Source organism: Streptomyces glaucescens, from assembly GCF_002154375.1.
GTDB classification, from domain to species: Bacteria; Actinomycetota; Actinomycetes; order Streptomycetales; family Streptomycetaceae; genus Streptomyces; species Streptomyces glaucescens.
In genome coordinates this window covers 1-12,375 of record NZ_MUND01000262.1, presented here as the reverse complement: position 1 = coordinate 12,375, position 12,375 = coordinate 1, and the positions used below count along the sequence as shown (strand labels likewise).

Here is a 12,375-nt window from a genome sequence, read left to right as displayed (position 1 = left end):
CGCGGCGCAGCGTCTCACCGACCTCGCACGACTGCGCCGCGGCGCGTGCGCGGCCCCACGAGGGGTGGCACATGGGGGAACTCCTCTGTGTGGGCTGGGGAGCGGCTTCGGCGTGGTCCGGAGCACCGGCGGCTCAGCGGAGCTCCTGGATGCGGACCAGGTTGCCCGCGGGATCACGGAACGCGCAGTCGCGGATGCCGTACGGCTGCTCGGTCGGTTCCTGGACGACCTCGACGTCATGGGCCTGCACCTTCTCGAAGGTGCCGTCGAGGTCCGGGGTGGCCAGCAGGATCCAGCCGTAGGTTCCCTTGGCCATCATCTCGACGATGGTGCGGCGCTCGGCCTCGGTGATCCCGGGGTCGGCGGCCGGCGGCGCCAGCAGGATGGAGGTGTCGGGCCGGCCGGGGGGACCGACCGTGATCCAGCGCATCTTGCCCTGTCCGACGTCGCTGCGGACCTCGAAGCCGAGGGCGTCGCGGTAGAAGGCCAGGGACGCGTCCGGGTCGTCGTGCGGGAGGGAGGTCGTGTGAATGGTGATGTCCATGAAGATCAGGCTAGGGGTGCGGCCCTGCCCGGCGCTTCTCCGTTCCTGACCGGACGTCCGCGCCGCGGGCCGCAGCCGCCCGCACCCGCTCGCGGGTCGCCCGGCTGGGCACGTCCGGTCGCGGTCCGGGCCCCGGGCGGTGACGCTGGAGGGACAGGGGCACGGGCGAGAGGGAGTTCCGCCATGAGGAAGTCGTCATGGGCGCCGGCCGCGGTGCCGGCCACAGCCCAGCTGTGGGCCGCTCCCGCGCAGGCCGACACAGGGCTTTCTCCGCCACGGCCGGCGGGGGGCCGCCCCTGGCGCCGGTCGACGTCGCCGCGAGCGACCGCGTCGCGGGCCGTGGGTGCTCGTCATCTCCGTGGCCGGCACGGCACCGAACGGCGTCTCCCAGCGCTGTGAGGGCGGTGCGCACGACGGCGAGACGGTCGTCCGACCGGCCGACGGGGCGAAGCCGTCCCGCCGGCCCTCGTGCGCCCGTCACGCACCGGCGGTGTCCTGATCCCCCTGCACCCGGCCACGGCACTGAAGTGAGCCGCTCGGACGGGGGTACCCGCTATCCGCGCCCCCTGGGGCGGTACGCAACGACATGAGCCCAAGGAGCAGGACGTATGAGCGAGGCCAACCCCCTGAAGCGGGTCGCCCACAAGGTCGCCGACAGCTTGCAGGGCGACGGCGGACCGGCGGAGGGGATCCCCGGCAAGCCGGGTGCCGAGTCGCCGTCGGTCGCCGAACCCACCGAGCCGAGGGAGCCGCTGCCGCCCAAGCCGGACCAGAGCGGCCCGGAGACCGTGTCGCCGACCGGGCAGCCGACCGGCGCGGACCAGGCCCGGATGGCTCAGTCCGGCGCCTATCTGACGACCGCTCAGGGCACGCGGCTCCATGACACCGACCACTCGCTCAAGGCGGGGCCGCGCGGGCCGGTGCTCCTGCAGGACCACCATCTGCGCGAGAAGATCATGCACTTCGACCACGAGCGCATTCCGGAGCGAGTGGTGCACGCCCGGGGCGCGGCGGCGCACGGGATCTTCCAGGGCTACGGCACGGCGGCCTCAGTGACCAAGGCCGCGTTCCTCGCCAAGGACGTGGAGACGCCGGTGTTCGTGCGCTTCTCCACGGTCCTGGGCTCCCGCGGGTCGGCGGACACCGTGCGCGACACCCGCGGCTTCGCGACCAAGTTCTACACCAGCGAGGGCGTCTTCGACCTGGTCGGCAACAACATCCCGGTCTTCTTCATCCAGGACGCGATCAAGTTCCCGGACGTCATCCACGCCGGCAAACCGCACCCGGACCGGGAGATCCCGCAGGCGCAGAGCGCTCACGACACCTTCTGGGACTTCGTCAGCCTGCACACCGAGGCCGCCCACCACACGCTGTGGAACATGTCCGACCGGGGCATCCCGCGCTCGTACCGGATGATGGAGGGCTTCGGCGTCCACACCTTCCGGCTGGTGAACGCCGAGGGCGGGACGACGCTGGTGAAGTTCCACTGGAAGCCGAAGCTCGGTGTGCACTCCCAGGTGTGGGAGGAGGCGCAGATCACGAGCGGGGTGGACCCCGACTTCCACCGCCGGGACCTCGCCGACGCCATCGAGGCGGGCGCGTACCCGCAGTGGGAGCTGGGCATCCAGACCTTCCCCGACACCCCGGAGCAGACCTTCGAGGGCATCGACCTGCTGGATCCGACCAACATCGTCCCCGAGGAACTGGCGCCGGTGCAGCCGATCGGGCTGCTCACCCTGAACCGCAACCCGTCGAACTTCTTCGCCGAGACCGAGCAGGTCGCGTTCCACGTCGGCCATCTGGTCCCGGGCATCGACATCACCGACGACCCGCTGCTGGCGGGCCGCCTGTTCTCCTACCTCGACACGCAGATCACCCGGCTCGGCGGCCCCAACTTCCCGCAGCTGCCCATCAACCGGTCGCACGCGCCGGTCAACGACATGCAGCGCGACGGCATGCACCAGACGGCGGTCCACCGGGGCGCCGCCCCGTACCGGCCGAACTCGCTCGACGGGGGCTGCCCGTTCACGGCGGGCGCGGACATGGGGGCGTACGTCGAGACACCGGTGCGCGTCCCGGAGTCGACGAAGGTGCGCGAGGCCCCGGAGTCCTTCGCGGACCACTTCAGCCAGCCCCGCCGGTTCTGGCTGAGCATGACCCCGGTGGAACGCGAGCACATCATCGGCGCGTATGTCTTCGAACTCGGCAAGTGCTACGAACAGGCCATCAAGGAACGGCAGTTGCAGGTGCTCGCCAACATCGACCCGGAGCTGTGCGAGCAGGTCGCCCAAGGGCTGGGGCTGCCCGCTCCGGCGCCGACCGTGCCGCTCGCCGAGGTCGAGCCGAGCCCGGCGCTGTCCCAGGTGGGCCGGACCTGGCCGGCCGACGGGCGGATCGTCGGCATCGTCACCGGCGCGGACGGCGACCTGGAGAGCGTCCGCGCGGTGCGTGAGGCGGTGCTGAACGCGGGCATGGTCCCGCTGGTCGTGGCGCCGGCCGGCGGCACGCTCGGGTCCGGCGACGGCGGGGTGACCGTGCAGCGCACGTATGTCACCGCGCGGTCGGTCGAGTTCGACGCCCTCCTGCTGGCCGGGATCCCCGGTGTGGGCAGCGACGCCTACACCGCCCGGGACGCCAAGTCCACGCCGTCCTCCGTGGAGCCGACGACCTGCGACCCGCGGGTCCGGCTGCTGCTGACCGAGGCGTTCCGGCACGGCAAGGCCATCGGCGCCTGGGCGGGCGGCAAGGTCGCTCTGGAGGCGGCCGGCGTACCCGTGGACGCCCCCGGCGTGGTCCTCACCGACTCCCCCACCGCTGCGCTGGACGAGATCGTCCGCCTGCTGGGGAAGCACCGCGTGTGGGAGCGGTTCGCCACGCCGGTCTGACAGGCGGCGGTCCGAGAGGTGGCGGTCTCACAGGTGCCCGTACGACGGGTACCGGTCTGACCGGCGAGAGGGCGCGGCGCGGTGTCCGGCGGATTGCCGGGCGCCGCGCCCGTCCTGTGCCGCACGAGCGGCGAGCCCCACGGCTGCGCCCGCGCGCGGGCCCGGCACTGCGGCGCAGCCCCGCGCGCGGGCCCGGCCACGGACGCGGACTCGGGCCGCCGGCCGTGGGTTCACGGAAACTCCTGCTCCGCCCAGATGATCTTGCCGTCGGGGGTGTACCGGGCGCCCCAGCGGTGGGTGAGCTGGGCCACCAGGAACAGGCCCCGGCCGCCCTCGTCCGTGCTGCGGGGGTGCCTCAGGCGCGGGGCGGTGCTGCTGCCGTCGGCGACCTCGCAGGTCAGCAGGGAGTCGCGGAGGAGGCGCAGGCGGACCGGGGCTTCGGCGTAGCGGATGGCGTTGGTGACCAGTTCGCTGACGATGAGTTCCGTCGTCATCGCCAGCTCCTCGAAGCCCCAGGCCGCCACCTGGCGCGCCGCGCGGGCCCGCGCCTCGCTGACGGCGGCCGGGTCCGCGGGCACGTCCCACGAGACGACCTGTTCGGCATCCAGGACGCGGGTGCGCGCCAGCAGGAGGGCGATGTCGTCGCGTTGCGGCAGGGGCATCAGCCGCTGCACCGCGGAGCGGCACAGTCCGTCCAGGTCCTGGCCCTGCCGGGCGAGGAGGTCCGCGAGCCGGGCCATCCCGGCCTCGAGGTCGCCGTCGGGCCCTTCGATGAGGCCGTCGGTGTACAGACCGAGCAGGCTGTTGGCGGGCAGCTCGATCTCACCGGCCTCGAACGCGATCCCGCCCAGCCCGAGCGGCGGCCCGGCGGGGAGTTCGGGGAAGGAGACCTGCCCGTCCGGGGTGACCACGACCGGGGGCGGGTGTCCGGCTCGGGCCATGGAGCAACGCCGGGTGACGGGGTCGTACACGGCGTACAGGCAGGTCGCCCCCAGGAAGGCGGCGGCGCTCTGGGCGGCGGCCTCGTCCCCCGTCCGCTCGTCGCTCAGCCGGAGCACGAGGTCGTCGAGATGGGCCAGCAGCTCGTCGGGCGGCAGCTCCATGTCGGCCAGGGTCTGCACCGCGGTGCGCAGTCGGCCCATGGCCGCCGCCGCCCCGATGCCGTGGCCGACCACGTCACCGACGACGAGGCCCACCCGGGCGCCGGACAGCGGGATCACGTCGAACCAGTCGCCGCCGACCCCGCCGACCGGGTCCGCCGGCAGATAGTGGGAGGCCACCTCCAGGGCCTCGCCGCCGGTCAGCGCCTGGGGCAGCAGGCTGCGTTGCAGAGTGACCGCCGCCGTGTGCTCCCGGGTGTAGCGGCGGGCGTTGTCGACGCACAGGGCCGCTCGCGCGACCAGTTCCCGGGCCAGCAGGACGTCGTCGGGCTGGAAGGCGGTGGGGTTGAGCGACCGTATGAACGTGGCGACCCCGAGGACGGTGTTGCGGGCGAGCATCGGCACGGCGATGAGCGAGTGCAGACCGAACTCGCGGATGTGGGCCACCCGCTCGGGGTGTGCGGCGGCCCACAGCGCGTCGGAGGGATCGAGGACCGGGACGAGCATCGGTTCGCCCTTGATCAGCATCTCGATGTCGTTCGGCGGGGGCAGGAACTCCACCCGGTCGCCGATCCTCGCCACGGCCTCCGGGCAGCCCTCCCGCACGGACCCCAGGCCGGCGCGGCGCATCACCGGCCGCGCGGCCGCCGGGCCCGCGTCGGTGAGCCAGGTCCCGTGCCCGGCCGAGCTGAGGACGCTCTCCAGCAGGTCGACGGCGACGAAGTCCGCGAAGCGGGGCACGGCGAAGTCGGCGAGTTCCTGTGCCGTGCGCATCACGTCCAGGGTCCGGCCGATGCTCGTTCCCGCTTCGTTGACCAGGGACAGGAGCCGGCGGGCGGTCCAGCGTTCGGTGACGTCCAGCACCATGTAACAGACGCCGGTGATGGAGTCGTCCGCGGCCACCAGCGGGAAGAAGGAGGTGGAGTAGGCGTGCTGACGGTGCGGGTCGGCCCAGCTCCAGCCGACGTACTCGTAGTCGGTGACGGGGACGCCGGTCTCCAGGACCTTGCGCATCAGTCCTTCGATGGTCTCGGCCTGCAGGCCGGGCAGCAGCTCGCTCAGCCGGCGTCCCAGCCGCTGCTCACGGGGGACACCGCCGAAGCGTTCGAGGGTGTCGTTCAGCCACACGTACCGCAGATCGAGGTCCAGCACCGCCATGCCGACCGGCGAGCGGACCAGGAATCCGTCGAGGACGGACCGGCCCACGGCCCACGGCTGCCGCTGCCCGCGCGCCGAGAGCAGAAAGCACTCGCGGTCGCCGATGCGGAAGGACGCGGAGACCCTCAGGTCGACGTCGAGCCGGCGTCCGTCGCGGTGTCGCAGGGTGACCAGACCGTTCCATCCCATTCCGGCGCGGCACCGTTCGACGAGCCCGGCGACCCGCATCGGGTCGGCGGGCATGGCCACCAGTCGCGCCGCGGAGCCACCGACGACGTCGGCGGCCCGGTGGCCGAGGAGTTCCTCGGCGCCGCGGGTCCAGCCGATCACGGCGCCGTCGGCGGACACCACCGCCGCCGCGTCGGTGGACGCGTCGAAGAAATCACGCGATGCGTCGGACGTGGGCGGGTCGGAGCCCCTGCGCGTGGAATCCATGAGTCCACCATCCTTTACAACGACTATGTTCCCTTTTGTCCGCCCGATGTGCATGGCTCCGGGCCCTTACCTGCGGGCCGCGTACGGATGTGCCGGACTGTGCCCGTCACCGCAGGTCAGCGCCACCGCCGGCACCGGCGTGCGCGCTGTGACTGGGCAAGGCGCCGGGCCGGAGGGAGCATGGAAGGGCCGACGGTCAGCAGCAGCGCGGCTGCCGGCGGAGGCCGGCCCGGTACGCCCTGCCGGCCGGCAGAGGAGGCTCAGGGATGACAGCCCAATCGTTCTCGTCCGACGGTGCCCTCTTCGGTCCCGGCCCGCAGGGGCAGACGAGCCTGCTGGACGTGCTCAGCGTGGCCGCTCTGGTCCTCGACACGGACGGGCGCATCGTCTTCTGGACCCCGCAGGCCGAGGAGCTCTTCGGCTACTCCGCGGAGGAGGCCCTCGGCACCCCCGCGGCACGGCTGATCATCCATCCCGAGCATCTGCAGGCGGTCGTCAAGCTGTTCGCGGAGGTCCTGGAGACGGGCCGCAGCTGGGCCGGCGCCTTCCCCGTGCGGCACAAGGACGGCAGCACCCGCCTGATGGAGTTCCGCAACATGCGGCTGCTCGACGACCTCGGCGACGTCTACGCCCTAGGGCTCGCCGCCGACCACACCCTGCTGCAACGCGTCGAGACCGACCTGGCGCTGTGCGAGCGGCTGATCAACCAGTCCCCGATCGGTCTCGCCCTCCTCGACCCCGACCTGCGCTATCTGCTGGTCAACCCGGCGCTCGAGCGGATCGACGGCATCCCGGCCGAGGACCACATCGGCCGCCATCTGAGGGAGACCCTGCCCTTCCCCGACGTCGACACCGTGGAGTCCGCGCTGCGTCAGGTGCTCACCACGGGCACTCCGCTGCTCGACCAGTACCACGTGGGCCGGCCCCGGTCCGACCCCGAGCACGAGCGGGCCTGGTCACTGTCGTTCTACCGCCTGGAGGATCCCGGCGGCCGGGTGCTGGGCGCGGCCACCTCGGTCGTCGACGTCACGGAGCGGCACCGGGCCGCGGCCGAGGCCGACCGGGCCCGGCGCCGCCTCGCCCTGATCGCGGACGCCTCCACCCGGGTCGGCACCACGCTGGAGGTGGAGCGGACGGCCCATGAGCTGGCCGAGATCGCCAGCCCGGAACTGGCCGACGTGGTCGCCGTCGACGTCCTCGACTCGGCCCTGGCCTGCCGCCGTATGCGCGCCCCGGACAACGGTCCGGAGCTGTTCCGCGCCCTCGCCCTCAAAGCGGCCCACCCCACGGTGGCGCTGAACGCCGCCGATCCGCCCGGCGACCTCGCCTCCTACGAGGGCGACCGGCTGGTCACCCTCTGTGTGCACACCGGTCGGCCGATCCTGGTGCGGCACGTCGGCGAACGGGACCTGCCGCGCATCGCCCGCGACGCGGACGCGTCCGCGCTGCTGGCGCGCGCGGGAGTCCACTCGTACCTGGCGGTGCCGCTGATCGCCCACGGCGAGGTGCTGGGCGCCCTCGACCTCAAGCGCACCCGCAACCCGGCCCCGTTCGACGAGGACGATGTCATCCTGGCCAGTGAGCTGGCCAGCCGGGCGGCGGTGGCCATCGACAACGCGCGCTGGTTCCAGAGCGTGCGCAACACCGCCCTGACCCTCCAGCGCAGTCTGCTGCCCGACCACCCCCCGCACCACACCGGTCTGGATGTCGCCTCCCGCTACCAGCCCGCGCAGGCCACCAGCGAGGTGGGCGGCGACTGGTACGACGTCATACCGCTGAACGGCGACAGGACCGCGCTGGTCGTCGGCGACGTCATGGGCAACGGCATCGACGCCGCCGCCACGATGGGCCGGCTGCGCACCGCGACCTGCGCGTACGCCGATCTGGACCTGGACCCGGGCGAGGTGCTCCAGCACCTTGACAAGATCACCTGCGATCTGGAGCACTACATCGTCACGTGCATCTACGCCGTGTTCGACCCCCACACGCGGCAGTGCTGCATAGCCAACGCGGGACACCTGCCGCCCGCGCTGGCCCGGCCCGGCCGTGCCCCCTCGCTCCTCGAGCTGCCCACGGGAGCCCCGCTCGGCGTCGGCGGCGTCACGTTCGAGACCACCACGGTCGAGCTGGACCCCGGGGACCTGCTCGTGCTCTACACCGACGGCCTCGTCGAGACCCGGCAGCACGCCATCGACGACCGGCTGAACACGCTTCTGACGTTCCTCGACAAGCCCGAGCGGCCCCTGGAGGAGACCTGCGACCTGCTGCTGTACGGCCTGCGCCACCCCGACGACCACGACGACGTCGCCCTGCTCGTCGCGCGAGCGATGTAGCGGGCCGGAGAGGTGGGGAAACCGGGGAGCGGTGGTCAGCGCAGGGCGAAGAAGCGCAGCGGCGAGTTCGGCCGGAAGCCGATGCGCGGGTAGACGGGCGCTCCGGCGACCGTCGCGTGCAGGGTGGCGCGGGTCAGCCCGGTGGCCCGGGCGCCTTCGTGGAGCGCCTTGCGGGTCACCGCCTCGCCGTAGCCCCGGCGTTCCCAACGGGGATCCGTGGCGACGAGCGCGACGAAGAGCCGGCCCTCCGCCTCGACGGTGGCCGCGCAGGTCACCGGTTCGTCGCCGCGCATCCCCAGGTAGGCGTGCACGTCGTTCTTCCACAGCGTCGATCCGACGAGACCGTCGCGGCCGTGTTCCAGGGGGAAGCCGTAGGCGCGCGAGTTGAGGTCCGCGTAGGCACACAAGTGCTCGTCGGTGCGTACGCGGACGAAGGTGAGGTCGGGGTGGGCCGGTTCGGGCAGGGGGAGCATGTCCCCGGCCATGCCGGTGCCGGGGAAGGCGTAGGCGAGCCCGGCGCGTTCGGCCGCGGCCGTCAGTCCGGCGCGGGCCTCGCTGTCGAGGAGGTCCTCGAAGACCCACAGAAAACCCGGCTGCCGCTTCGCACGCATGATGTCCGCGGCCTGCGTCAGCCGCCGCTCCGCGAGCACCGGGTCCGCCCCCACGTCGGTCAGCGTGACGCAGTTCCAGAACGCGAAGCGGCTGTCGGCCCAGCGAACGGCGATGCCGGGAAGGTCCCGTACGTCCGCGTCGGCGTCACGGTCGAGCACCATGGCCCGCCATACCGTGGCGAGTTGCTCCATCGATTCGATCGAGTCCGCGAGATCGGTCACCATGACTCCCCTGAGTGTCGCTTCCCGGAATGCCCGTCGCCGACCCAACGATCCGGGCCGCTCGGAAGTTCACCTTCGCCCGGACCGCGCCGTGCGAGTCACCGCCCCAACTCCGCTGCCGATGAGGTACGTTGCGACGCCATGCGGATCACGAAATACACCCACGCGTGTGTGCGGCTCGAACAGGACGGCCGGGTACTGGTCGTCGACCCCGGGACATGGAGCGAGCCGGACGCCCTGGACGGCGCCGACGCCGTCCTGGTGACCCATGAGCACGCCGATCACCTCGACGTCCTGCGGCTCGCCGGGCTGGGCGTGCCGGTCTACGCCCCCGCCGAGGCGGACATACCGCGGCTGGACGAGGTCATCCGGGTGTCCTCCGGCACGGAGTTCGAGGCCGCCGGGTTCCGGGTCCGCGCGATGGGCGGCCGTCACGCGTTCATCTACGGCGGCCGGCCGGACTGCGCCAACCTCGGCTACCTCGTGGACGACGCCGTCTACCATCCCGGAGACTCCCTGCACGTCCCCGAGCAGCCGGTCGAGACGCTGCTGGTGCCGGTCCACGGGTCGTGGGTGAAGACGGCGGAGGTGATCGACTTCGTCAAGGCGGTCGCACCGCGACGGGCGTGCGCGATCCACGACGCCCAGATCAACGAGCGCGGCCTCGCGAGCGTCAACGGCTGGCTCGCGCAGGAGACCGACAGCGGCTACCGCTATCTGGCCCCCGGCGAATCGTTCTGACGGGCGCCACCCGCGCGGGCCCGCCCGAGCAGCGGCCCGCACCGGCCGGCACATCGACGGGCCCGCTCCCGAACCGGGCCACTCCGCAGGGGTGAAGCATGCCCAGAAGTGCCCTCGGGCGGCCTCCCTGCGATCTCCAGCTCCCGACATCGGAGGTTGTGATGAGCGATCGGCCCGTCCGGACGCTCGAGGTGCCCCTGGGCGACGGCAGCGGCGAAGCGATCCAGGTGCAGATCCGGGAAGTGGACGAGACCCTGGTCCGGGTGGGCCGCGGGGGCCGGACCAGGGCTTCTACGCGATCTCAGCGGACGGAAAGACGCTGCCGCGGCGAGAGGAGGGCGGCGGGATGGACCTGTTCCGGCCCGACCCGGCGCTGTGGCGGCGCCACCTGTGCGACGTCCTCGGCCGTGACCTGACCGGGGACGAGCGCCGCAGCATGCCGTCGGAGCTGCCGGAGCGGATCTGCCCGGCACGCTCGTGACGCCTCCGGATGCCGGGGCGGTCAGTGCCGGAGTGCGACGACGTCGAACTCCAGCGTCACCTTGTCACCGATCAGGGCGCCGCGCGGGCCGACGCCCCAGTCCTTGCGGTGCACGGTCGCCGTTGCGCGGAAGCCGGCCCGGAAGCCGCCCCGCGGTTCGGCCCGGGCGTCGGTCAGCCGGACGTCCACGCGGACCGGCCTGGTCACGCCGTGGACGGTCAGGTCGCCGGTGACCGTGAAGCGGGACCCGCCGGCCGGGGTGACCCCGGTCGAGGTGAAGGTGATGACGGGGTGACTGCCGACGTCCAGGAAGTCGCCGCCGCGCAGGTGGCCGTCCCGTTTCCGGTTGCCGGTCCGCAGGCTGTCCGCCCGGACGGTGAGGCGGACGGCGGAGGCCGCCGGGTCGTCACCGTCCAGCCGCGCGCTCCCCTCGAACTCCTCGAACCGCCCGCGCACCGTGGTCACCAGCGCGGCCCGGGCGCCGAAGCCGATCCGTGTGCGAGCGGTGTCGAGGACGTAGTCTCCGGTCAGTTCACCGAGATCGGTCGTGGTGGTCATGGCGGTCGCTCCTTGTCGCGTCGGTCTCAGCGGTATGACGCGACACCCCCTCGGAATGTGAGGCTGGGAAGAGATGCGGGGAGCCGGCCTCACATTCGGGAGCGCTGTGTCGTCGTCACTGCGTGAGGACAGATCCGACCCAGGGAGCCATCGACACCATGACCACCCGATCCGAACCGGCCGCCGACCGGACCGATCCGAGCCTGGGCGCGATCATGAGCGAGCGGCGCAGGCTGATCAATCTCGCCTACCGGCTGCTCGGCTCGCTGGCCGACGCGGAGGACGTGGTCCAGGAGACGTACGTCCGCTGGTACACCCTGTCGCGGGAGCAGCAGGAGGCCATCGTCTCCCCCGGCGCCTGGCTCACCCGGGTCGCCGGCCGGATCTGTCTCGATCTGCTCGGCTCGGCGCGGGCGCGGCGGGAGAGCTATGTGGGCGCCTGGATCCCCGAGCCGCTGCCCGACCGTACGGAGTGGCTCGCCGGGCGGCCGGACGGGGGCGGCCCGGCCGACCCGGCCGACCGCGTCACCCTCGACGAATCGGTCAACATGGCATTCCTCGTCGTGCTGGAGTCGATGACCCCGGCCGAGCGGGTCGCGTTCGTCCTGCACGACGTCTTCCGCTGTCCCTTCGCGGAGGTGGCCGAGATCGTCGGCCGTTCCCAGGCCGCCTGCCGCCAGCTCGCCTCCTCGGCCCGCCGCCGCCTGCGCGCGTCGCGCCGTACGGTGACGCCGGCGGCCCGGCGCGCCGGGATCATCCGGGAGTTCAAGGAGGCGTGGGAGGCGAAGGACCTGCCCGCCCTCATCGGGCTGCTCGATCCCGGCGCCACGGCGATCGGCGACGGCGGCGGCCGGGTGGAGGCCATGGCCCGTCCCGTCGCGGGCCGGGACGAGGTCGCGCGGTACGTCGTCGACCTCGCCGAGCGGGCACCCGGCCTGTGCCTCCTGGAGCGCAGTGTCAACGGACAGCCCGGTCTGGTCCTTCAGCTGGGCGGAGTCACGGTGGCGGTGATGGCGTTCGACGTCGAAGGCGACCGGATCAGCCGGATCTGGGGGGTGCGCAACCCGGACAAGCTGCGGGCCTGGGCCAGCGGCTGAGTCTCCCCGGCCGGCGGTGCCGTGGAATCCCCGGGCCGGGGCCGGGGAGATCGGGTGGCGGGCCGGCCGGCGGCCGCTTTCCGGGAGCGCGAGTCCGGTAGCCTCGGCATCCCCGTGCTCGGGCGGGGCGACGGCGATCCAGCGAGGGCGGGTCAGGATGGACGACGACGAGATACGTTCACGCTTCGACGGCCGGGGAGACTCAGCCGC

Annotated in this window: 9 protein-coding genes; 5 read left to right on the top strand and 4 right to left on the bottom strand. The window is 72.8% G+C overall.

Annotation, left to right across the window (positions count from 1 at the left end; all coding sequences use genetic code 11):
* Window positions 1-133: 133 nt before the first annotated feature.
* Window positions 134-544: a VOC family protein gene (locus CCN42_RS18160; protein ID WP_086737023.1), complete on the bottom strand. Its 411-nt coding sequence runs from the start codon at window positions 542-544 to the stop codon at window positions 134-136.
* Window positions 545-1,152: 608 nt separating this feature from the next.
* On the opposite strand from CCN42_RS18160, the gene CCN42_RS18155 reads away from it, so the two are divergent.
* On the top strand, window positions 1,153-3,429 hold the full coding sequence (locus tag CCN42_RS18155; protein WP_086737021.1) for a catalase: 2,277 nt from the start codon (window positions 1,153-1,155) through the stop codon (window positions 3,427-3,429).
* A gap of 230 nt (window positions 3,430-3,659) precedes the next feature.
* On the opposite strand, the gene CCN42_RS18150 is transcribed toward CCN42_RS18155, so the two are convergent.
* Window positions 3,660-6,122: a SpoIIE family protein phosphatase gene (locus CCN42_RS18150; protein ID WP_086737019.1), complete on the bottom strand. Its 2,463-nt coding sequence runs from the start codon at window positions 6,120-6,122 to the stop codon at window positions 3,660-3,662.
* 266 nt (window positions 6,123-6,388) lie between these two features.
* Here CCN42_RS18150 and CCN42_RS18145 point away from each other — a divergent pair, with 266 nt between their 5' ends.
* The gene (locus CCN42_RS18145) at window positions 6,389-8,455 is read left to right on the top strand and encodes a SpoIIE family protein phosphatase (RefSeq protein ID WP_086737017.1); all 2,067 of its coding nucleotides are present in this window, start codon (window positions 6,389-6,391) and stop codon (window positions 8,453-8,455) included.
* A 35-nt stretch (window positions 8,456-8,490) separates the two neighbouring features.
* On the opposite strand, the gene CCN42_RS18140 is transcribed toward CCN42_RS18145, so the two are convergent.
* Window positions 8,491-9,288 carry a GNAT family N-acetyltransferase gene (locus CCN42_RS18140; protein WP_211294734.1) on the bottom strand — a complete coding sequence of 266 codons (798 nt, stop codon included), beginning with the start codon at window positions 9,286-9,288 and terminating at the stop codon, window positions 8,491-8,493.
* 141 nt (window positions 9,289-9,429) lie between these two features.
* Between CCN42_RS18140 and CCN42_RS18135 the strand changes: the two genes are divergently transcribed.
* Complete coding sequence (locus CCN42_RS18135; RefSeq protein ID WP_086737013.1) at window positions 9,430-10,029, top strand: MBL fold metallo-hydrolase; 600 nt, start codon at window positions 9,430-9,432, stop codon at window positions 10,027-10,029.
* 346 nt (window positions 10,030-10,375) lie between these two features.
* Window positions 10,376-10,510 carry a hypothetical protein gene (locus CCN42_RS45650; protein WP_281259503.1) on the top strand — a complete coding sequence of 45 codons (135 nt, stop codon included), beginning with the start codon at window positions 10,376-10,378 and terminating at the stop codon, window positions 10,508-10,510.
* Between the two features lie 21 nt (window positions 10,511-10,531).
* Here the strand turns inward: CCN42_RS45650 and CCN42_RS18125 are convergent, their stop codons facing one another.
* Window positions 10,532-11,068 (bottom strand): YceI family protein, encoded by a 537-nt coding sequence (locus CCN42_RS18125; RefSeq protein WP_086737009.1) that lies wholly within the window; start codon window positions 11,066-11,068, stop codon window positions 10,532-10,534.
* A 158-nt stretch (window positions 11,069-11,226) separates the two neighbouring features.
* Here CCN42_RS18125 and sigJ point away from each other — a divergent pair, with 158 nt between their 5' ends.
* On the top strand, window positions 11,227-12,165 hold the full coding sequence (sigJ, locus tag CCN42_RS18120; protein WP_086737007.1) for an RNA polymerase sigma factor SigJ: 939 nt from the start codon (window positions 11,227-11,229) through the stop codon (window positions 12,163-12,165).
* The last annotated feature ends 210 nt before the right edge of the window (window positions 12,166-12,375 follow it).